Origin of the sequence: Dankookia rubra, assembly GCF_004355005.1 — a bacterium.
Classification (GTDB): domain Bacteria; phylum Pseudomonadota; class Alphaproteobacteria; order Acetobacterales; family Acetobacteraceae; genus Paracraurococcus; species Paracraurococcus ruber_A.
In genome coordinates this window covers 40,169-61,503 of record NZ_SMSJ01000016.1, presented here as the reverse complement: position 1 = coordinate 61,503, position 21,335 = coordinate 40,169, and the positions used below count along the sequence as shown (strand labels likewise).

The window sequence follows — 21,335 nt, the reverse complement described above, 5'->3', positions numbered from 1 at the left end:
TGCTCAAACCACGCTTGTCAGTCCGCCGTCAACATAGAGCAGGTGGCCGTTGACGTAGGACGCGGCGTCCGAAGCCAGGAAGACCGCGGCGCCGACCAGTTCCGGCAGCTCGCCCCAGCGGCCGGCAGGCGTCCGCTTGCAGAGCCAGTCATTGAACTCGGCATTGGCCCGCAGCGGGGCGGTGAGCTCGGTGCTGAAGTAGCCCGGGGCGATGCCGTTGCATTGCAGCCCGTGCTGCGCCCAGTCCGCGCACATCGCCTTGGTCAGCATCCCGATGGCGCCCTTGGACGCGGTATAGGGACCCGTGGTCGGACGACCGAGCATGCTCATCACGCTGCAGGTATTGATGATCTTGCCATGGCCGCGGCCGAGCATCCCCTTGGCCACGGCCCGGGCGCAGAAGAAGGCGCTGTGCAGGTTGGTGGCGATCACCTCGTGCCAGGTCGCGTCCGGCATTGCGTCCAGCGCGCCGCGCAGGTTCACCCCGGCATTGTTGAACAGGATCTCGATCGGGCCGAGCTCGGCCTCGATCCGGGCGACGCCGGCATCCACCGCGGCGCTGTCGGTGACGTCGAAAGCGGCGATGTCGACCTGTGCGACGCCATCGGCGCGCAGCCCGGCGGCGGCCTTTTCCAGCTTCACCACGTCGCGGCCGTTAAGCACCAGACTGGCGCCGGCTAGGCCGACACCCCGGGCGAGCGCCAGGCCGATCCCCTGGCTGGAGCCGGTCACCAGGGCGCGCCGGCCCGTCAGATCGAATAGCTTGAGCGACATCGTCCCATCCCCTGGCGCGGCATCGGCCGCGCCGCCGTCTGGTTGTCGAGCGGATTAACGCTTCCGAGCGTTGCCGCCCTCCAGCGATCTGCTCTAGAGCCGCCGAGACAAGCAGGGGAGGCGCAGTTGGACAAGCCGGAGCTTCTGGTCATGGGCGTCCTTCCCGATTGGGACCTGGAGCCGCTGGCCGAGCGCTACACCCTCCGCCTGCTCTACGAGTCACCGAACGAGGCCGCCTTCCTGGCCGAGCACGCGCCGGAAATCCGCGCCATCATCACCAAGGGGGAGATCGGCGCCTCCGCCGCACTCATGGAGCGGCTGCCGAAGCTTGGCCTGGTCGCCTGCTACGGCGTCGGGATCGACGCCATCGACAAGGGCTGGTGCGCCGCGCGCGGCATCCCGGTAACCAATACCCCCGACGTGCTGACCGAGGACGTGGCCGACAAGGCCTTCGCCTTGCTGCTCGGCGTGGCGCGGCAGGTCCCGCAGGCCGATGCCTGGGTGCGCGACGGCCGCTGGACCCGGGAAGGCTCCATGCCGCTGACCACCCGGGTCTGGGGCAAGCGCATCGGCATCGTCGGCCTCGGCCGCATCGGCCGCGCCGTGGCGCGCCGGGCGGAGGGGTTCGGGATGCAGATCAGCTACAGCGGCCGCACGCCGAAGGCCGACCTGTCCCATCCCTGGTACCCGACCCCGGCGGCGCTGGCGCCCGAGGTCGATATCCTGGTCTGCTGCGCCATGGGCGGGCCGACCACCCAGGGGCTGATCGACCGCGCCGCCTTCGAGGCCATCAAGCCCGGCTGCATCTTCGTCAACGTTTCCCGCGGCTCCTGCTGCGACGAGGCGGCGCTGCTGGACGCGCTCCGCAGCGGCCGGATCGCCATGGCCGGCCTCGACGTCTTCTGGAACGAGCCGACGATCGACCCGGCCTTCACCGGGTTCCCGAATGTCCTGCTGGCGCCGCATGCGGCGAGCGGCACGGTCGAGACCCGCAAGGCCATGGGCCAGCTGATGCGCGACAACGTCGAGGCGCATTTTGCCGGCAAGCCGCTGCTCACGGAGGTCAAGTGATGCGTGCCGTCGTCATCCACGCGCCGAAGGACCTCCGGGTCGAGGACCATGCGCCGGCGGCGCCCGGCCGCGGCCAGGTCCGCATCCGAATCCGCAACGGCGGCATCTGCGGCTCCGACCTGCACTACTACCAGCATGGCGGCTTCGGCGCGGTGCGGCTGCGGGAGCCGATGGTGCTGGGGCACGAGGTCGCCGGCACGATCGACGCGCTCGGGGAGGGGGTATCGCACCTCGCACTCGGCGCCGCTGTCGCGGTCAATCCCAGCCTGCCCTGCGGCGCCTGCCGCTTCTGCCTCGCCGGCCAGCCCAACCACTGCCTCGACATGCGCTTTTACGGCAGCGCGATGCGCCTGCCGCATGTCCAGGGCGGCTTCGCCGAGACCCTGGTCTGCGAGGCGGCGCGCGCCGTGGTGCTGCCCGACGGCATGGACACCACCCTGGCCGCCTTTGCCGAGCCACTCTCGGTCTGCCTGCATGCGGCGAGGCAGGCCGGGCCGCTGATGGGCGCCCGCATCCTGGTCACCGGAGCGGGCCCGATCGGCACGCTGGCCGTCGCCGTCGCCCGCCATGCCGGGGCGCGGGAGATCGTCGCCACCGACCTGCTCTCGGCCCCGCTGCTGACCGCGCGGCGGATGGGCGCCGACCGCACCGTGGCGGTGTCTGAGGACCCCGACGCGCTGCGCGGCTACGCCCTGGACAAGGGGCATTTCGACGTGGTGTTCGAGGCCAGCGGCAGCGCCGCCGCCCTGAAGACCGCGATCGAGGTGGCGCGGCCCGGTGCCACCATCGTCCAACTCGGCCTCGGCGGCGACGTGACCCTGCCGCTCTCGGCGCTGGTGGCCAAGGAGATCGCGCTGCGCGGCACTTTTCGCTTCCAGGAGGAATTCTCCTTGGCGGTGGAACTGCTCGGCCGCGGCGCGATCGACCCGATGCCGCTGCTGACCGCGACCCTGCCGGCGACGGAAGCGGTCGCGGCCTTCGAGCTCGCCGGGGACCGGAGCCGGGCGATGAAGGTGCAGCTGGCCTTCTGAGCTACTCCGCGCGGATGCCGGCCTCGCGGATCACCGGCTCCAGCCGCGCCGTCTCCTGCGCGATGAAGGCGGCGAACTGCGCCGGGGTGCCGCCGCCGAGAATGGCGCCCTGCTCGGCGAAGCGGCCGCCGATTTCGGGGTCCCCCAACGCCGTGTCCACCGCCTGCGCCATGCGCGCCAGGATCGGGGCAGGGGTCCCGGCGGGCGCGGCCAGGCCGAACCAGGTGCCGAAGAGAAAGCCGGGCAGCCCGGCTTCCGCCGTGGTCGGCACCTCGGGGATCTGCGGCAGCCGGCTGGGTGTCGCCACCGCCAGCGGCCGCGCGCCGCCGTCGCGCAGCTGCGGCAGGATGTTCGGCAGGTTGTCGATGATCATGTCGATGCGGCCGGCCACCAGGTCGGTCAGTGCCGGTGCCGCCCCGCGATAGGGGACATGCACGATGTCGAGGCCGGCCTGCCGCTTGAACAGCTCCAGCGCGATGTGCAGGCTGGTGCCGTTGCCGGCCGAGCCGGCGCTGAGCGTGCCGGGCGCCGCCTTCGCCGCGGCGACCAGATCGGCGAGCGTCTTCCACGGCTTGCCGGCGCCGACCGCCACGACCTTCGGCGTGTTCACCAGCAGGCTGGTCGGGGCGAAGGCGCGGCGCGTCTCGTACGGCATGCGGGCATAGAGGAACTGGTTGACCGCCAGCGTGCCGATCGACCCGACCATCCAGGTGTAGCCATCGGGCGCCGCCTTGGCGACCAGGTCGGCGCCGATGTTGCCGCCGGCGCCGGGCCGGTTCTCGACGATCACCGGCTGGCCGAGCAGCTGCGGCAACCGCGCCGCCAATGGCCGCGCCAGCAGGTCAACCAGGCCGCCGGGCGGGAAGGGGACGACGAAGCGGATCGGCTGCGCCGGCCAGGACGCCTGCGCCCCGGCGCGCGCGGCGGGCAGCATGGCGGCAATGCCGAGCAGGGCGCGGCGGCGCAGGGCGGTGGTCGGTGGCATGCGCGTCTCGTCCTCAGGACTTGTGGTAGAGCGTCGGGATGGCGGCATCGACCGCGACCTCGACCAGCATCGGACCCTCATGGCGCAGCGCCGCGGCCAGGGCTTCGGCCAGCAGCTTCGGCCCTTCGACGCGCAGGCCGGGGCAGCCCATGCCCTGCGCCAGCGCGACGAAATCCAGCCCGGGCAGGTCGATGCCGGGCACGCCTTCCGTCCCCATCACCCGGCTGAAGCTGCGCATCGCGCCATAGCCGCTGTTGTTGACCACAATGATGGTCAGCGGCAGCGCGTGCTGCGCCGCGGTCCAGAGCGCCTGGATGGAATACATCATCGACCCGTCGCCGATGATCGCCACGATCCGCCGCCCGGGATGCGCGAGCGCGATGCCGACCGCCGCCGGCAGCGAATAGCCGAGCCCGCCACTCGCCATGGTGTAGAAGCCACCCCAGTCGCGCATCGGCAGATGCGCCTGCAGCGCTGGGCGGTGGGAGGGCGCTTCCTCCACCACCACCGCCGCCCGCGGCAGCAGGCGCGCTAGCTGGTGGAACAGGTATTCCGCGCTGATCGGGGCGGAGGCTGCGGGCGCCGCCGGACGGGCGCGGGACGGCGGCGGGCTGCGGTCGCTCTGCACCAGCAGCGCCGCCAGTGCCGGCAGGCCGAGCCGCAGGCTGCCCTGGATCCCGGTACCCGTGCCGGCCGCGGCGATCGCCTCGCCATCCGCACTCAGCTGGAAGAGCGGCGTGCCCGAGGTGAACAGCGCGCAGTCGCCGGCGACATGGAAGGTGAAGACCGGCGCGCCGAGCACCAGCACCAGGTCATGCGGCGCCAGCGCGGCGGAGATGGCGGGCGGCGCCGCGGCGAAGAAGCCGGCAAACAGCGTGTGGTCCTCGGGAAAGGCGATGCGGCTGCAGAAGGGGCTGGCCCAGACCGGCGCGCGCAGCGTCTCGGCCAGTGCGACGGCGGCGGGCCCGGCGGCCTCGGCATCGACCTCCGGCCCGATCACCAGCACCGGGTTGCGCGCCGCCGCCAGAGCCGCGGCGCATTCCGCCAGCAGCGCCGGGTCGGGCGCCATGTCCTGGCTGGTGCGGCGCGGGGGCAGGGGGCGGGTCGGCGCGGACCAGTCGTCGCTCGGGATCGAGACGAAGGTCGGTCCGAAGGGCCGCTGCATCGCGACGTGGAAGGCATGCGCGATTGCGCCCGGCACGTCCTCGGCCCGGGCTGGCTCGCAGGACCATTTGACGTAGGGCTTGGGGAAGCTGGCGGCGTCCGTCGCGCCGAGGAAGGGGTTGCGCGGCAGCAGGCTGCGCGACTGCTGCCCGGCGGTGATCACCAGCGGCGCCTGATTGCGGTAGGCGGTGAAGACATTGCCCAGCGCATGTCCGAGGCCGGCCGCCGAATGCAGGTTGCAGAAGGCGGCGCGGCCGCTGGCCCGGGCATAGCCATCGGCCATGGCGACGACGCTGGCCTCCTGCAGCCCGAGCACGTAGCGGAAGTCGTTCGGCCAGCGATCGAGGAAGCCGAGTTCGGTCGAGCCGGGATTGCCGAAGACGGTGGTCATGCCGCAATCCCGCAGCAGCGCCATCGTGGCCTGCCGCACCGTGACCGTGTCCGCCATGGCGTCGCTCCCCGCTCCTGCCCCCGTGTTCCGGGAAAACGCGGCGGGCCGCAAGACGATGGCGGCGCAGTACCGCTTCCGTGCTAGCCTTATGGACTAACCGGAAGGTTCATAGCCGATGCCCGATATCGCCGTCGCACCGCGCCCGCGGCTGCGCGACCCCGACCAGACCCGCCGCAACATCCTGGACGCGGCACTGGCCGAATTCGCCGACAAGGGCCTGTCCGGCGCAAGGGTGGACGAGATCGCGGCGCGCACCGCCACCACCAAGCGGATGATCTACTACTACTTCGGCAGCAAGGAAGGCCTCTACGCCGCGGTGCTGGAGGAGATGTATGGCGGCATCCGTGACGCCGAGCAGGCACTGGAACTGGACAGCCTGGACCCCGTCGCGGCGATGCGGTGGCTGATCGAAGTGACCTTCGACTACCACGCGGCGCATCCGGAGTTCGTCCGCATGGTGGCGGTGGAGAACATTCACAGCGCCCGGCACCTGCAGCAGGCGCCCTCCGTTGCCGAGCGCAATGACGCGGTGATCCGCACCCTGCGCGCGCTGCTCGACCGCGGGGAGCATGCGGGGGTGTTCCGTGCCCGGGTCGATGCTGTCGACCTGCACCTGCTGATCAGCAGCTTCTGCTTCTACCGCGTCTCCAACCGGCACACCCTGCAGGCGATCTTCCGCCGCGACCTGACGGCGACGGAACACGTCGCGGCGCACCGGGCGATGATCGTCGAGGCGGTGCTGGCCTGGCTGCGGCCCTGATCGCTTACATCTCGGCGAAATGCGCCAGCATGCGGTCGGCATCCGGCACCAGCCCCGAGAAATGGCCGAAGGCATGCACCGCCTGGAACACTGCCATGCCGCCGCCATGCGCGGTGCGGCAGCCCTTGGCCCGCGCCACGCGCAGCAGCTCTGTCTCGAGCGGGAAGTAGACGATCTCGCTGACCCAGTGCCGCGGCTGCAGCAGCGCCGGGTCCAGCGGCAGGCCGGGATGCGCGGCGGTGCCGGTCGGCGTCGCATGGATCAGGCCGTCGGCCGCCGTCATCGCCGCGGGCAGGTCCGCCCCGGCCACCGCGCGCCCGGCACCATGCCGCGCGCAGAGTGCCGCAGCGACGCTTTCCGCCCGTGCCCGGTCCATGTCGAACAGCGTCAGGACCCCGACCCCCAGGCGCAGCGCCGCTTCCGCCACCGCCGTGCCGGCACCGCCGGCGCCGAGCTGGACCACCCGCCCCAGCGCCGCATCCGGCAGCTGCCGCCGGAAACCCTCGGCGAAGCCGGAGCAGTCGGTGTTGTGGCCGATGCGCTTTCCGCCCCGCAGCACCACGGTGTTCACCGCGCCGAGCGCCGCCGCTTCCGGCGACAGCGCGGACAGCAGCGGCACCACCGCCTGCTTGCAGGGATGCGTGATGTTCAGCCCATCGAAGCCCATCCGTTCCGCCGCCGTCAGCAACTCCGGAAGCACCTCCGCGCCCAGGCCCAGCTCGGTCAGGTCGATCAGCCGGTAGACGCAGCCGACACCCTGCGCCGCCGCCTCCCGCATATGCATCGCCGGGGTGCGGGAGAGCTGGATGCCGGTGCCGACCAAGCCGAGCAGCAGCGGACGGCGGGCCGGGGAAGGGGCTTGGGCGGTCATGGCGTTCGGCTCCGGATTTCCTCTTGCGGCATTTATGTACTATCTGGTACGTACACGTCAACGCCGGCCTGCTGGCTGGCCGTCCGCGAAGAGACGAGGAGAGGACAGCGCCATGACGACCTTCACCCGCCGCCAGTTCGGCCTTGCCGCCGCCTTCGGGCTGGGCGTGCGCCCCGCCTTCGCGCAGGGCGACTATCCCGGCAGCCGCCCGGTCACCCTCGTCGTCGCCTGGGCTCCCGGCGGGTCCACCGATTTCGTCGCCCGCGTCCTGGCCCAGGGGCTGTCCAAGGAACTCGGCGGCAACGTGGTAGTGGACAACCGCCCGGGCGCCAGCGGCACCATCGGCCATGCCTCCGTCGCCCGGGCCCGGCCGGACGGCTATACCCTGCTGCTCGGCGTCAACTCCACCTACGCCATGGCGCGGCACCTCTTCCCGCAGCGCGGCTATGACGACGAGAAATCCTTTGCCGGCATCGGCCGCGTCGCCACCACGCCGATCTTCCTCTGCACCAGCAACAAGCTTGGCGTGACCGACATCAAGGGCTTCGTGGTCAAAGCGAAGGCGCAGGACGGCAAGCTCTCCTATGCCTCTTCCGGCGCCGGTTCCTCGGCCCATCTGGCGACCGAGCTCTTCCTGCGCTCGGCGGGGATCGAGGTACAGAACGTCACCTACAAGGGCGGCGCCCCGGCGGTGCAGGCACTGATCGCCGGGGAGGTGGAGATGGCCTTCGTCGATGCCGTCACCGCCCTTCCGCTGATCGCCTCGAGGCAGGTCACCGCGATCGGCGTCTCCTCGCCGCAGCGCAACCCGCTGGCACCGGAGGTGCCGACCATCGCCGAGAGCGGTTATCCCGGCTACGAATGCTCCTCCGACTTCGCGCTGCTGACTCCGGCCGGCACGCCGCCTGCGATCATCCAGCAGCTGGCCGCCGCCAAGGCCGCTGCGCTGCAGCAGCCGGAGATCATCGAGAAGCTGCGCAACGGCTCGATCTTCCCCGATGTGAGCAGGCCCGAGACCTGGCCGCAGCAGGTGGTTGCCGAGAGCGCGAAATGGGGCGAGGTCATCAAGTCCCGCGGGATCACCCTGGAATAGGCGCATCGCCGCCGTCCCTGATCGGCACTAGACTTCATCCAGCGGCGCCCGCCGGGCGCCGCGCCCAGGAGGAGACCAAGGCATGTCGGACACCGCGCCCTTCCGGCCCTTCGCGGCCGGCACCCAGCCGCCGCTGGACCACGCTGCCTATGGCAGCACGCATCTGCGCCACCCGAAGCGCGCGCTGCGACCCCTGGCGCAGACCGTTTCGGAGACCACCGGCCCGCATTTCACCCCGGCGCTCTTCCCAGAGATCGGCGACTTGACGAAGCAGGCGAAGGGCGAGCCGCTCGGCGAGCGCATCATCGTCGCCGGCCGGGTGACGGACGAGGACGGCCGCCCCATCCCCAACACCATGGTCGAGGTCTGGCAGGCCAATGCCGCCGGCCGCTACGCCCATCCGCGCGACACCCACGACGCTCCCGCCGACCCGAACTTTCCCGGCGAGGGCCGCGTCTTCACCGATGCGCAGGGGCACTACCGCTTCGTCACCATCAAGCCAGGTGCCTATCCCTGGCGCAACCACCACAATGCCTGGCGTCCCGTGCACATCCATTTCTCGCTGTTCGGCACCGGCTTTGCCCAGCGGTTGATCACCCAAATGTACTTCTCCGGCGATCCGCTGCTGGCCCTCGACCCGATCTACCACGGCATCGCCGATGCCGGCGCACGTGACCGCCTGGTCAGCAGGTTCGACCTCGACATCACCGAACCCGAATGGGCGCTCGGCTACCGCTTCGACATCGTCCTGCGCGGCCGCGGCGCGACGCCATTCGAGGAGGCGCACTGATGCCCGCTGCCACCGCCAGCCAGACCATCGGCCCCTACTGGCACCTGATCGAGCACAAGGAATGGGCGGACCTGACGCGCTTCGGCGCGGAGGGCGAGCGCATTGAGGTGACCGGCCGGATTACCGACGGCGCCGGCGATGCCGTGGTCGATGCCGCGGTCGAGATCTGGCAGGCCAGCCCGCCGGCCGACGAGCGGTTTCCCGGCTATGGCCGCAGCGCCACCGACAGCGACGGGCGCTTCCGCTTCGTCACCCTGAAGCCCGAAGCGGTGCCGGGCAACGGCAACCAGACCCAGGCGCCGCATCTTTCCGTGGTGCTGCTCGCCCGCGGCCTGATGACCGCGCTGCGGACCCGCGTCTATTTCCAGGGCGAGGCGTTGAACGAGACTGACCCGCTGCTCTCCTCGATCGAGGATCCAGCCGAGCGGGCGACGCTGATTGCGAAGCCGATTGGCGCCGGTGCCTGGAACCTCGACATCCGCCTGCAGGGTGCAGGCGAGACGGTCTTCCTCGAGGTCTGACGCGACACCCTCGGCCGAAGGACCTCACCGATGCCGCTGCCGAAGTCGATCGCCACCGTCTGCCTTAGCGGGACCCTGCCGGACAAGCTGGAAGCCGCGGCGCTGGCCGGGTTCCAGGGGATCGAGATCTTCGAGAACGACCTGCTGACCTATGACGGCTCGCCCGAGGAGGTCGGGCGCATGTGCGCCGATCTCGGTCTTGCGGTCACCATCTACCAGCCCTTCCGCGACTTCGAGGCGATGCCAGAGCCGCAGCGCCGCCGCAACCTCGACCGTGCCGAGCGCAAGTTCGACACCATGCAGGCGCTCGGCACCGACCTGATCCTGGTCTGCAGCAACACGCAGCCCGCCACCTTGCCGGAGCCCGAACGCGCTGCCGCCGACCTGCGCGAGATGGCGGAACGCGCCGCGGCCCGCGGCCTGCGCGTCGGCTTCGAGGCATTGGCTTGGGGCAAGCAGACCAGCCTATGGCGCCAGGCCTGGGACATCGTGCACCTGGCCGACCATCCGGCGCTCGGCCTCATCCTTGACAGCTTCCACAGCCTCTCGCGCGGCGACGACCTCGCCGGGCTCGACGCGGTGCCGTCCGAGAAGCTGTTCTTCCTGCAGCTTGCCGATGCGCCGAAGCTGTCGATGGACGTGCTCTCCTGGAGCCGCCACTTCCGCCTCTTCCCCGGCCAGGGCGAGTTGCCGGTCGGGTCCTTCCTGCGCGACGTTCTTCGCGCCGGCTATCGCGGCCCGATCTCGCTCGAAATCTTCAACGACGAGTTCCGTGCCGCCCCTGTCCGCCGCATCGCCCGCGACGCGCTGCGCAGCCTGATCCTGCTGGACGACGAGGTGCGCGGCGCGGCGCCGCCCGCCGGTGTCCCGGCGGCCGCGCTGCCGCCTGCAGCGGAACTCGCCGGCTTCGAGTTCCTCGAATTCGCGGTGGACGACCCCTCGCGCGGGCAGCTCGCCGGCCTGCTCGGCACTCTTGGCTTTGCCCGCGCTGGCCTGCACCGCTCAAAGTCGGTCGAACTGCAGCGGCAGGGCGGCGTCAACCTCGTCCTCAACAGCGAACCCGACAGCGCGGCCTCCGAGCGTTTCGAGATGTTCGGCCCGGCCGTCTGTGCCATGGCGCTGCGCGTCGATGACCCCGCGCGCGCACTGGCCCGCGCGCAATCCCTGCTCAGCCCCGCCTGGCAGGAGCGCATCGGAGAGGGCGAGCAGCGCATCCCCGCCATCCGCGCGCCGGACGGCACGCTGATCTACCTGGTGCGCACCGGCAGCGACATCTGGTCGGCCGACTTCAACCTGGCCGCGCCGCAAGCCGCCGCGCTGCCGCCGCTCGCCGGCATCGACCATGTTGTGCAGGCGCTCGCCCCCGGGCACCTCGACGGCTTCGTGCTGTTCTGGCGCGCCGTCTTCGGTCTACAGGCCGACCCGGTCTGGGAATTGCCCGATCCCTTCGGCATCGTCCGCAGCCGCACGCTGTCCTCGGCAAGCCGCAGCGTCCGGCTGCCGCTGAACGTTTCCGAAAGCCGACAGACGACAACCGGGCGGTTCGTTTCCGCCTATGCCGGGGCTGGTGTGCATCACGTTGCCTTCGCCGCACCCGATGTCTCCGCGGCAGCGGCGCCGGATGCACCGATGCTGGATATCCCGGAAAACTACTACGACGACCTTGCGGCACGCTTCGGCCTTGGTGACGCGCAACTCGCCGCGCTGCAACGCGGCCATCTGCTGTACGACCAGGACGCTCAGGGCGGCAGCTTCGTGCATGCCTATACCCACGCCTTCCAGGACCGTTTCTTCTTCGAGCTCGTCGAGCGGCGCGGCGGCTATGACCAATATGGGGCGCCGAACGCGGCGGTGCGGATGGCGGCGCAGGCGCGGCAGCAAAGGAAGTGGGCATCGGGGAAAGGTACTTCCCCGAACCCCATCAATGTTTGTGGGTCTTGCGCGCGCGGGCGTGAGCGGCGAGCTTCACGCCCATGCAGCCGATCCCGTCTCACGTCCGCGACCATGCAGGCCTGATCCTTGCCGATACGCTCGGCGCCATCGTCGCGGGACACCGTGAGACCGAGGTCTCCGCCATGGTGGCGCGCCATGCGACCGGTGGCGTGCCGCTGCTGGGGACCGCGGCTGCCGCGCCGCCGCCCATGGCGGCCTTTCTCACCGGCTTGGCCGGCACCGCCACCGAGCTCGACGAGGGCAACTACCCTGCAGGCGGCCACCCCGCGATCCACGCCATCGCCCCCGCCCTGGCAGAGGCCGCAGTTCGCAACTGCGGCGGCGAGGCGCTGCTCACCGCCTGCATCGCCGGCTACGAGGCCGGTTCGCGGGTGGGTCACGCCATGCGGCTCCGCCCCGCCGCGCATCCGCATGGTACCTGGGGCGTCATCGGCGCCGCTGCCGCGGTCGCCAGCCTGCGTGGCCACGACGCCGCCCGGACCCAGGGGGCGCTCGACCTCGCCGCCAGCCTCGGCCTTGCTACCAGCGCCACCGCATCGCTGCGCGGCGGCTCCGTCCGCAACGTTTATGCCGGTGCCGCAGCGCAGAACGGTCTGCTCGCGGTGGACCTGGCGGAAGCCGGCGTCACCGGCGAGCCGCTCGGCATTCCCGTCGTCTTCGGCACGGTCATCGGAAACGCCTGGGACCAGATGGCCTACGAGGCCTCCGCCGGCCGCTGGTTCATCCTGGAGAGCTTCCTCAAGCTGCATTCCTGCTGCCGCGAGACCCAGGGCGCGTTGGAAGCGATCGAGCGGCTGCTGACCGAGGCGCCCATCGCGCCGGAGGCCGTCACGGTGATCGAGGTGGAGACCTTTGGCTCAGCGTCGCTGCTCTCGGAACGCGCCGCCGTCGCGCCGATCGCCGGCCGCTTCTCCATTCCCTTCACCGTGGCCACGCGAATCGTCTCCGGCGGCGCCTGGATCGAAGCTTTCTCCCCCGCCGCCATCGCCGATCCCGCGACCCGGGCCCTCGCCGCCAAGGTGACGGTCCGCGAGGACCCGGCCCTGACCGCCCGTCAGCCGGCCGAGCGCGTCTGCCGCGTCGTGCTGCGCTTGGCCGACGGCACGACCCGCCGGCGCGAGGTCATCGGCACCCCGGGCGACCCCGGCCGCCCGCATCCTGAAGCCGCGCTGCGCGACAAGTTCCGTCGCTGCGTCGAGCCCGGCCTCGGCGCCCGTTGGCGTGAACTGTGGGAGATGGCCCGCCACCCCGACCGCCTGTCCTCAGCCGCGGCACTGTTCCAGGCCTTCCGCCCCTGAACCCCTGCCGGGTCCGAGCCGCGCGGCGGCCCAGTGGGAATGTGCGGAGAGGGCAAAGCTCCCTTCGCTACTCCGCCGCCTTTGCCGGCCTTCCCGCCTGCTCCATCGCGCGCCGGATCCGCACCACCTCCGAGCCCTCGTCCAGCGCCACGTCGGCATAGGTGACGATCCCGCCCGCCTTCACCGCCCGCTTCAGCGGCACGCCATGCGCCAAGCCGATCGGCAGCGCCCCGACGGCGAGGGACCGCTCCGCCGGGATGCACTTGCCCCAGACCATGGCGCCACCCTCGCCATCCAGCACCTCGCCGGCCGCGAGGTCGCGCTTGGCCGTCGACGCCACGTCGCCGCGCCAGGCTTCCGACGACCCGGTCGGCTCCCGCCGCAGCGCCGCCGAGGCGACCGAGATGCCGAGTTCCAGCCCGATGAAGTGGTAGGGCCGCCACAGCGCCGCGTAGCGCCCGCTCGGGTCGGTCGCCACGCCGTATTCCGAGAAGCAGCGGCGGATATAGTCGGTCTCGCCCTCGAAGACCGCATAGACGCCCCAGCGCAGGTCGCCCTGCACCTGCCTGCCGTCGCGCTCGAGCGAGGAGATCACCTCCACCCGCCCGGTCGAGCCGGCGAAAACCCGCGGCAGGTCGTGGGTGCCGCAGGGCGGGAAGTCGAGGCCGTCCTCCGGCGGCTGCAGCCCGGTGGCATTGGCGATCGCCGCCATCTCGATGCCAGACTTCGTGCCGTCAAGGAAGGAGTTGAACATCTGCGGGTTCATCCCGCCGAGCTTTGCCTGTTCCTCGGTCAGCCCGTAATGTCCCCAGACGGTGGCTGGCGTGCTGGCATGGTAGGCCGGCAGGTATTTCGTGCCCTTGCCCGCGGCGACGACGGTGAAGCCCTCGGCACGCAGGGTATCGACGATCTCGCAGACCAGGGCCGGCTGGTCGCCATAGGCCATGGAGTAGACCGTCCCGGCGGCGTGCGCCTTCTCCGCCAGCAGCGGGCCGGCGAGGACGTCGGCCTCCACGTTCACCATGACGATGTGCTTGCCATGCGCGATGGCGGCGATCGCGTGGCGGATGCCGGCGGCGGGGTGGCCGGTGCATTCGACAATGACCTCGATGCGGGGATCTGCGATCAACCCCATCGCGTCCTCGGTCAGTGCCGTCGCGCCGGTGCGGAGCGCCGCGTCGAGGTCGGGCGCGCTGTATTTCGCCTCCGACCAACCGACTCGCGCCAGTGCCGCGCGGGCCCGGGGCAGCGCCAGATCGGCGATGCCGGCGACCTGCATCCCCGTTGTGCGCTGCGCGGCGGCGAGAAACATCGAGCCGAACTTGCCGGCCCCGATCAGCCCCACCGTCACCGGCTTGCCCGCTGCCGCGCGCGCCCGGAGCATCCTGTGCAGGTTCATGTCCGTTCCCACCCTTGATGGGCGCGAGCCTACCGCATCCACTGCACCGGAGAACCCGCCCAGCCGGGGATTTCTCCCGGCAGCGTCCGGTGGGCGGTCCAATTCCGCCGGGATGCGCTTGGCGCTTGCCCTGGCCCGGCGAGCAGGGCAGCATCCGGTGAACAGAGAGTGAACTTTTCCTCTTGCGCTTAGGTTCTCTTTTTGTTCCTATCGGGCTCATGCAGACCCATGCTTTCGCCGATGCCGGCTTCGCCATCCCGCCGCGCCCCGCCCGGGCCGGCTCCGCCACCGTCGATATGCGGCTTGTCGCCCGCCGGCATTTCCGCGCCGCTGGGCGCTGGTTCCGCGGCCTGGACGCGGTCCAGGAGGCGAGCCTGATCGGCATCGTCAGCATGGTGGGCTTCTGGGCCCTTGCGGAGTTGGTGCTGTCGCTCCAGGGTTTCTGACCAGATCGCAAGAATAACCGCTTGCGCGAACTCGACCGGATACAAGTAACGAATAATCGCTCACACGGACGCGTTTGGCTGCATTCCTTAGGATACCTCAGCATCGACCCGGCAGGCTGACGCTGGGGCCTGTGTCGATGCACGAGGTCCATGGTGAATCTGAACATCCTGTTGCGCGGTCAGTCGAACGCATTTCTTCTCGGTGCCTTCAACGGCAGCACTCTCGTCAGCCGCGTGCAGTCCCTGCTCGGCTTCGACGGCGTGAACGATACCGTCACGCTGGAATTCCAGCACGACGCTGCGGTCGCGAACACGGTTTATAGCGGCACCTCCTTCCTGACCGAGTGGCTGAAGTTGACAGCTGCCGGATGGCAGGTGGGAGCACAGGAACAAGGCCTTCTGAACTACATCAACGGCCTTTCCGCCGCGCAGAAGGCGCAGCCCACCGCCGTGGTCTGGCTGCACAGCGAGTACGACAGCCTCTACGGCGCGCTCACGCCGGCGCTCTGGGAAAGCGGCGTCCGCTACGACGCGGCGCTGGTGCGCGGCGCCTATGGCCAATCTGCCGCCACGCTGCCCTACCTCTTCGTCAGCGCCATTCCCTACAGCAGCGGCACCGGCACTGGTCATCAGGCGATCCGCACCGGGATGGAGGAACTCTCGGCCGACCCGGCCTTCAACGCCGGCATCGCCGCCCGCATCCAGGATTCCGACATGACCTGGGACAATCCCACCGGCTTCGGCGGGTCCCACATGTCCTTCGAGGACCAGCGGATCGCGTCGATCCGTATCGCTGCCTCGCTGGCCGAGGAATGGGCACCCTATGCCAAGCCCGGCTCCCCGGTGGCGCTGGCCGGCGGCAATATCGACAACCTCGGCCCGCAGGTCATCGCCGCCAGCGTCTCCGCCCCCAATCAGCTGATGCTCAAGGTGCAGTTCGATGCCGCCAGCAGCCTTGCGCCACTCGACGCTGCGGCGGCGCAGGGCGTCGGCTGGACGATCTTCGGCCCGGACGGCAAGGCAACCGATGGCGGCGCCGCGGCGCTGGCGATCGGTGCGCCGGACACGATGTACGTCTCCTTCAACGGAGTCATCCCGGCCGGCGCCAAGCTGTATTACGGCTGGGGTTATGGCCGGCTTGAAGCCGCCAATGGCACCGGCCAGGGCCATGCGGTCTACGACAATGCCGGCCTGCCGATCTGGGTGGATGCGCATGGGCTGGCTGTCGGCGGCGGCGCCGCGGTCGCCGCGGCCCCGGTCACCGGCGGCGCCAGCGTCTCGGTCGGCGCCACCGGCGGCAGTTACATCGCAACCGCCGCCGCGGAGAACTGGGTGATCCAGCCCGGCTCCGGCCATGCCGTGATCGACGGCTTCGATCCGGCGGTCGATACCCTGACCTTCACCGGCATCGCCCGGGAGAGCCTGATCACCTGGCAAACGAGTTCCACGCCCGGTCTTGGCATCGCCTGGAACCCCGGCGACGGCTACGTGACCCTGCCGGGCGTCGGCACGGTGCCGGAGAGCCATATCCTGATCGCCTGACCCTGCGCGGCGCATCCTGCTCCCGTCTTAACCCGGCTTTCACCCGGGCCGGGGCAGGGTGCGGTCGTGGTCCCGGACGACCCGGGACCCGACGATCGGAGGGAAAACCCGCATGCCGTTGAACTCGGTGAATACCAATGTCGGCGCGATGGTCGCGCTGCAATCGCTCAACAAGACTGCGGACGAGCTGACCGCTACCCAGAAGCGGATCTCGACCGGCTTCCGCGTCGCCGACGCAAAGGACGACGGTGCCGCCTATGCGGTGGCCGAGCGCGTGCGTGGCGAGATCGCAGCCACAGCCTCGGCGAACGAGCAGCTCGGCGGCGTGAAGGGGTTGCTCGACGTCACCAATGCCAGCCTGACCAATGTCGGCGAGACGCTGAAGAAGCTCAAGACCATCGTCGTCAAGCTGGCCGACGCGACCATCACCGCCGACCAGCAATCGCAGTATCAGGCGCAGGCCAAGGAACTCACCAACAACATCAAGGCCTTCATCGAGGATGCCAGCTACAACGGCAAGAACATCCTCGACGAGAGCGTGTCCACCCTGGCCAATACCGTGGTGCGCAACGGCGCCGGCGTGACCTACAGCTTCAACGGCTACTCCGCGCTGACGAACGTCTTCAATGGCGTCTCGGGTGCCAATGCCTGGACGGCGAGCTCCGCCGCGGCGGCGCTGACTTCGGGGGGCGCGATCACCGCCGCCATCAGCAACACGCTGACGCAGCTGAACAATTTCGGCTCCTACTCGAACTACATCGACAGCCAGATCACCTACAACAAGGCCAAGATGGACGCGCAGGAAGGCGGCCTCGGCGCCCTGGTCGATGCCGACCTGGCCAAGGAATCCGCCAAGCTGCAGTCGCTGCAGATTCGCCAGCAGCTGGGTACCCAGGCGCTGTCGATCGCCAACCAGTCGCCGCAGAGCCTGCTCAGCCTGTTCCGCTAATCCCGCACTCCATCGCGTCGCCAGCCCCGCAATGCGCGGGGGCGCCTATCCCGCCGGCAGGATGCCGGCCGACGCCTTCCTGGCCGTTATGGCCCGCCCCGCACGCCAGGCGATGTCCGCCGCGGAGCGGCGAGCCAGTCCAACCGCAGGACGGCTACCCAGCAAGGATTGCTGCGCATGTCCGAACAGATCTCCGCGGCCGAGCCGCCGCCCGCCACCGTCTCCGCCGCCGGCGCCGCGGCCTATCGCCGCCGCATGACCACGAAGCAGATGGAGGCCGAGGTCTTCGCCCGCGCCACCCGCGCCATCCGCACCGCGGAGCAAGCCGAGCCGCTGGCCCGGGCCCGCGCCGTCGCCGACAATCGCCGCCTCTGGGACGCCGTGCATGCCGCGGTGATGGACCCGACCAATGCCCTGCCGCCCTCCTTGCGCGGGCAGATCGCCGGCGTTGCGCTGGCGGTGCTGCGCGAATGCGACCAGCCCTCGCCCGATCTCGGCTTCGTTGCCGAAATGAACGACCTCTTTGCCGCGGGCCTCTGGCGATGACCGCGCCGCTCGTCGACCGCCTCGCCAACCAGGCCCACGCCCTGCTGCGCGACGGCCGGGCGGAGGAGGCGCTGCCAATGCTCGATCGGCTCGGCCGACTGGGCGCCCCGGCCTCCGCCGCGCTCCGCGCCGAGGCGATGCTGCAGCTCCTGCGGCTGGAGGAGGCGGAGACGGCTGCCGATGCCGCTCTTGCCGGGACGACGGACGACGCGCGGCTGCATCGCTTGCGCGCGCGCATCCGCCTGGCCCGGGGCCATCATGCCGGCGCTGCCGAGGATGCCGCGACTGCGGTCATGGCCGCGCCCGGCGATACCGCCGGCCGCCTGCTGCTGGCCACCGCCCTGCTCGAGGAAGGCCGCCACGACGAGGCGATCTGGTTCCTCGGCGAGGCTTGGCGCGCCGATCCCGGCAATGCCGCGCTGCAGGCGCGGCTCGGCCAGGCCTTCATGCGCGCCGGCCGTCACGAGGCGGCGGCGGAACTGCTGGCGCATTGCGAACAGCAGGCGCCCTCGACACCGGGCATCGCCGCGCTGCGCGCCCAGGCGGCGCTGCTGGCCGACGACGCGCCGGAGGCCGAGCGCCTGGCGCGTGCCGCGCTGGCCCGCGGCATCGTCGAGGGCGCAGTGCACAGCGTGCTGGCGCATGCCCTGGTCAGCCAGGGCCGGCTGGCCGAGGCCGGGCCGCACTTCGCCGCCGCCGCCCGACTCTCCCCCGCAAGCCACTATCTCGCGCACCTCGCCGCGGCCAGCAGCGGCACCACGCAGGACAGGGCGCCGGAAGACTATGTCGCCACGCTGTTCGACGGCTATGCGCCGCATTTCGAAACCTCGCTGCTGGGGCTCGGCTACCGGGTGCCCGGGCTGATCCGCCGCGCGGTCGAACGGCTGCTGCCGGCGGTCGCGGCGGGTCGGGCCTCGCTCGGTCCGGTGCTCGATCTCGGCTGCGGCACCGGCCTGGCGGGGGTGGCGCTGTCGGACCTGCTGCACGGGCCGTTGACTGGCGTCGACCTGTCGCGCCGCATGCTGGAACAGGCCGCGGCCAAGCACCTCTACACCAGCCTGCGGCAGGCCGATCTGACGGCCGTGCTGCGGGAAGAGGGCGCGGCCTATGCCCTGATCACCGCGGCGGATGTCTTCTGCTACCTCGGTGACCTGAACGAAACCCTGGCGCTCTGCCGGCAGCGCCTGGCGCCGGGCGGGCTGCTGGTGTTCAGCCTGGAACGGGCCGAGGCCGGCGCCGGCTGGCGGCTCGGCCCGTCAGGCCGCTATGCCCATGCGCCGGACTACCTCGCGGCCTGCCTGAAGGCGGCCGGGCTGCAGGCGCTCGAATGCCGCGAGGAAGCATTGCGCCGCGATGGCGAGGCGAGCATCCCCGGCCTGCTGGTGGCGGCCCATGCGATCGGCCACTGAAAGCGGCGGCTGGCCAGCCGGGCTCGCCGCCCTGGCCGGCGGCGCGCCGGCCGCGGCAGTGCCGCTGCTCGAGGAAGCGGCGGCGGCCGGGGAGGGGGGCGGCCTCGCCCCGCTCAACCTTGGCCTTGCCCTGATGCAGCTCGGCCGGCTGGCCGAGGCGGTGCCGGCGCTCGAGGCGGCGGCGCGGGCCTTGCCCGGCCATGCCGAGCCGGCCTTCCGCCTCGGCACCATCGCCGGGCTGCGTGGCGAGGCAGCGCAGGCCGAGGCGCATTTTCACGCCGCTTTGGCGCGCGACCCGCGGCATGTCCCGGCGCTGGCGGCGCTCGCCGCGCTCGAGGAGGAGAGCGGCCGCATCGAGGCCGCCGTCGCCCGCATCACATGCGCCCGGCTGCTCGACCCGGCCGAGCCCGAGCTGGACGTCGCCGCCGCCAGGCTCGCCCTGCGGTTGGACGATCTGCCGACGGCAATCGCCCGGGCGGAGGCGGTGCTGGCGCAACGCCCGGCGCATGCCGGCGCGGCGCGGCTGCTGGCCCGGGCGCTGCTGCGCCGCGACGGGGCGGAAGCGGCGCTTGTCGACGTCGCCACCCGGGCCGCGGCGGACCCGACCTCTGCCGGCCTGGCGGTCGCCGCGGCGGAGCTGCACGGCGCCGCCGGCCGGTACCCGACCGCGCTGGCGGAACTTCGTGTTGCCGCGATGCTGGCGCCCGATGCGGCGGAGATCCAGGCGGCGTTGGGTCTGGGTCTGGCCGATGCCGGGCGCGGGCAGGAAGCCGAGCCGCTGCTGCGCGCCGCCATTGCCGCCCGGCCGGGCGACCTCGACCTGCGCAACCGGCTGGCGACGGTGCTGTGGAAGTCGCACCGCGTCTCGGCGATGCTTGAGATGCTGGAGGAGGCGATCCGCGCCTTCGGCCCGCAGCCGATCCTGCTGATGAACCAGGCCCTGGCGCTGAACGCGCTCGGCGAGCAGGCGGCGGCGCTGGAGGTTGCCGAGGCAGCCGTGGCGCACCCCGCCGGCGGCACCCAGGCGCTGATGAACCGCATGGCGGTGCTGCCCTACCACCCGGAGCGCGGCCATGCCGCGGCGCTGCTCGCGGCCGGGCGCGCGGTCGCCGCCCGGCTCGGACCCGCCGCCGCGTCCCCGGCCCGGCCGCGCGACCCGGACCGGCGGCTGCGGGTGGGGCTGCTCTCGGGCGGGCTCGGGCAGCACCCGGTCGGCTGGCTGACGCTGGCGGGGCTGGAGGCACTGCCGGAGGCGGAGTTCGATCTCATCGCCTACAGCCTGAAGCCGCGCAGCGACACGATGGCCGGCCGCTTCCGCGCCCGCTGCGCGGTGTGGCGGGAGGTCGGGGCGCTCGACGATGCGTCGGTCGCCGCGATGATGGCGGTGGACGGCATCGACATCCTGCTCGACCTCGGGGGCTATGGCGATGGCGGCCGGCCCGGGCTCCTGCAGCGCAAGCCGGCGCCAGTGGCCATCAAATGGGTCGGGATGCAGACCGGCAGCATGGGCCTCGACGGGCTCGACTGGATGCTGACCGACCATTGGGAGACGCCGGCGGGCTTCGATGCCTTCTATGCCGAGCGCCTGCTGCGGCTGCCGGAAGGCTATGTTTGCTACCTGCCGCCGGCAGCGGCGCCCCCGGTCGCGCCATTGCCGGCGCTCACCCGTGGTCATGTCACCTTCGGCTGCTTCAACAACCTGGCCAAGGTGACGCCGCCATCGCTGCGCGCCTGGGCCCGCATCCTGGCCGCCGTGCCCGGTGCGCGCCTCGCCCTCCGCACCCATGCGCTTGGGGAGGCAGCGACGCGCGACCGGGTCCGCGCCCGCCTCGCGGCGCATGGCTTGCCGGAGGACCGCGTGGCGCTGGAGGGGGGCGTGCCGCACCAGGCGCTGCTCGCCGCTTACGGCGGTATCGACATCGCCCTCGACCCCTTCCCCTATGCCGGCGGGCTCACGGTCTGCGAGGCGCTCTGGATGGGCGTGCCGGTTGTGGCGCTGGCCGGGGACAGCTTCTGCGCCCGGCACGCGCTGAGCCACCTGGCGAATACCGGACTGCCCGATTGGGTCGCGGCTACCGAGGCGGATTACGTCGCGCTGGCGATCGAGCGGGCGCGCGACCTGCCGCGGCTCGCCGCGCTCCGGGCCGGGCTGCGCGCCAGGGTCGCCGCCGCCCCGCTCTGCGACGCGCCGCGCTTCGGCCGGTCCCTCGCCGCTGCGCTGCGGCACGCCTGGCGCGAATGGTGCGGCCCGGCGACGCCGGTGTGATGCAACGCCGCTCGGT

19 protein-coding genes are annotated in these 21,335 nt (G+C 71.4%); 14 read left to right on the top strand and 5 right to left on the bottom strand.

Annotated elements, in window-relative coordinates; translation table 11 throughout:
• Positions 1-3: 3 nt before the first annotated feature.
• Positions 4-774 (bottom strand): SDR family oxidoreductase, encoded by a 771-nt coding sequence (locus E2C06_RS14325; RefSeq protein WP_133289289.1) that lies wholly within the window; start codon positions 772-774, stop codon positions 4-6.
• A gap of 150 nt (positions 775-924) precedes the next feature.
• Here E2C06_RS14325 and E2C06_RS14320 point away from each other — a divergent pair, with 150 nt between their 5' ends.
• Both E2C06_RS14320 and E2C06_RS14315 read left to right on the top strand, forming a co-directional pair.
• The gene (locus E2C06_RS14320) at positions 925-1,845 is read left to right on the top strand and encodes a 2-hydroxyacid dehydrogenase (protein WP_133289288.1); all 921 of its coding nucleotides are present in this window, start codon (positions 925-927) and stop codon (positions 1,843-1,845) included.
• Positions 1,845-2,876 carry an L-idonate 5-dehydrogenase gene (locus tag E2C06_RS14315; RefSeq protein WP_133289287.1) on the top strand — a complete coding sequence of 344 codons (1,032 nt, stop codon included), beginning with the start codon at positions 1,845-1,847 and terminating at the stop codon, positions 2,874-2,876. Before E2C06_RS14320 ends, E2C06_RS14315 begins: the two co-directional genes overlap by 1 nt.
• Position 2,877: 1 nt before the next feature.
• Here E2C06_RS14315 and E2C06_RS14310 read toward each other — a convergent pair whose 3' ends face one another.
• Both E2C06_RS14310 and mdlC read right to left on the bottom strand, forming a co-directional pair.
• Positions 2,878-3,861 carry a Bug family tripartite tricarboxylate transporter substrate binding protein gene (locus E2C06_RS14310; protein WP_133289286.1) on the bottom strand — a complete coding sequence of 328 codons (984 nt, stop codon included), beginning with the start codon at positions 3,859-3,861 and terminating at the stop codon, positions 2,878-2,880.
• A 13-nt stretch (positions 3,862-3,874) separates the two neighbouring features.
• Positions 3,875-5,473, bottom strand: coding sequence for a benzoylformate decarboxylase (gene mdlC / locus E2C06_RS14305; protein ID WP_133289285.1), 1,599 nt, complete (start codon positions 5,471-5,473; stop codon positions 3,875-3,877).
• A 118-nt stretch (positions 5,474-5,591) separates the two neighbouring features.
• Here mdlC and E2C06_RS14300 point away from each other — a divergent pair, with 118 nt between their 5' ends.
• Positions 5,592-6,236, top strand: a complete 645-nt coding sequence (locus E2C06_RS14300) for a TetR/AcrR family transcriptional regulator (RefSeq protein WP_133289284.1) — start codon at positions 5,592-5,594, stop codon at positions 6,234-6,236.
• 4 nt (positions 6,237-6,240) lie between these two features.
• On the opposite strand, the gene E2C06_RS14295 is transcribed toward E2C06_RS14300, so the two are convergent.
• Positions 6,241-7,107, bottom strand: coding sequence for a shikimate dehydrogenase (locus E2C06_RS14295; protein WP_133289283.1), 867 nt, complete (start codon positions 7,105-7,107; stop codon positions 6,241-6,243).
• A gap of 112 nt (positions 7,108-7,219) precedes the next feature.
• Here E2C06_RS14295 and E2C06_RS14290 point away from each other — a divergent pair, with 112 nt between their 5' ends.
• The 5 genes from E2C06_RS14290 (at position 7,220) to E2C06_RS14270 (ending at position 12,762) form a co-directional block, all read left to right on the top strand.
• Positions 7,220-8,200, top strand: coding sequence for a Bug family tripartite tricarboxylate transporter substrate binding protein (locus E2C06_RS14290; RefSeq protein ID WP_133289282.1), 981 nt, complete (start codon positions 7,220-7,222; stop codon positions 8,198-8,200).
• Positions 8,201-8,282: 82 nt separating this feature from the next.
• On the top strand, positions 8,283-8,990 hold the full coding sequence (gene pcaH, locus E2C06_RS14285) for a protocatechuate 3,4-dioxygenase subunit beta (protein WP_133289281.1): 708 nt from the start codon (positions 8,283-8,285) through the stop codon (positions 8,988-8,990).
• The gene (pcaG, locus tag E2C06_RS14280; RefSeq protein WP_133289280.1) at positions 8,990-9,511 is read left to right on the top strand and encodes a protocatechuate 3,4-dioxygenase subunit alpha; all 522 of its coding nucleotides are present in this window, start codon (positions 8,990-8,992) and stop codon (positions 9,509-9,511) included. Before pcaH ends, pcaG begins: the two co-directional genes overlap by 1 nt.
• 30 nt (positions 9,512-9,541) lie before the next feature.
• Positions 9,542-11,527 (top strand): bifunctional sugar phosphate isomerase/epimerase/4-hydroxyphenylpyruvate dioxygenase family protein, encoded by a 1,986-nt coding sequence (locus tag E2C06_RS14275; RefSeq protein ID WP_133289279.1) that lies wholly within the window; start codon positions 9,542-9,544, stop codon positions 11,525-11,527.
• Positions 11,485-12,762, top strand: a complete 1,278-nt coding sequence (locus E2C06_RS14270) for an MmgE/PrpD family protein (protein WP_133289278.1) — start codon at positions 11,485-11,487, stop codon at positions 12,760-12,762. The genes E2C06_RS14275 and E2C06_RS14270 overlap by 43 nt, the downstream gene beginning before the upstream one ends.
• A gap of 67 nt (positions 12,763-12,829) precedes the next feature.
• On the opposite strand, the gene E2C06_RS14265 is transcribed toward E2C06_RS14270, so the two are convergent.
• Positions 12,830-14,161 (bottom strand): NAD(P)H-dependent oxidoreductase, encoded by a 1,332-nt coding sequence (locus tag E2C06_RS14265; protein WP_133289277.1) that lies wholly within the window; start codon positions 14,159-14,161, stop codon positions 12,830-12,832.
• 218 nt (positions 14,162-14,379) lie between these two features.
• On the opposite strand from E2C06_RS14265, the gene E2C06_RS14260 reads away from it, so the two are divergent.
• The 6 genes from E2C06_RS14260 to E2C06_RS14235 all read left to right on the top strand — a co-directional run bounded on the left by E2C06_RS14260 (position 14,380) and on the right by E2C06_RS14235 (position 21,319).
• Positions 14,380-14,607, top strand: coding sequence for a hypothetical protein (locus E2C06_RS14260; protein WP_133289276.1), 228 nt, complete (start codon positions 14,380-14,382; stop codon positions 14,605-14,607).
• Positions 14,608-14,757: 150 nt separating this feature from the next.
• Positions 14,758-16,149: a hypothetical protein gene (locus E2C06_RS14255; RefSeq protein WP_133289275.1), complete on the top strand. Its 1,392-nt coding sequence runs from the start codon at positions 14,758-14,760 to the stop codon at positions 16,147-16,149.
• A 112-nt stretch (positions 16,150-16,261) separates the two neighbouring features.
• A complete protein-coding gene (locus E2C06_RS14250) occupies positions 16,262-17,098 on the top strand; it encodes a flagellin (RefSeq protein WP_133289274.1) in 837 nt (278 codons plus the stop codon).
• Positions 17,099-17,275: 177 nt separating this feature from the next.
• Positions 17,276-17,644, top strand: a complete 369-nt coding sequence (locus E2C06_RS14245; RefSeq protein ID WP_133289273.1) for a flagellar biosynthesis regulator FlaF — start codon at positions 17,276-17,278, stop codon at positions 17,642-17,644.
• Positions 17,641-19,053: a tetratricopeptide repeat protein gene (locus E2C06_RS14240; RefSeq protein WP_165982391.1), complete on the top strand. Its 1,413-nt coding sequence runs from the start codon at positions 17,641-17,643 to the stop codon at positions 19,051-19,053. Before E2C06_RS14245 ends, E2C06_RS14240 begins: the two co-directional genes overlap by 4 nt.
• Positions 19,037-21,319 (top strand): O-linked N-acetylglucosamine transferase, SPINDLY family protein, encoded by a 2,283-nt coding sequence (locus E2C06_RS14235; RefSeq protein WP_165982390.1) that lies wholly within the window; start codon positions 19,037-19,039, stop codon positions 21,317-21,319. Before E2C06_RS14240 ends, E2C06_RS14235 begins: the two co-directional genes overlap by 17 nt.
• Positions 21,320-21,335 lie beyond the last annotated feature (16 nt).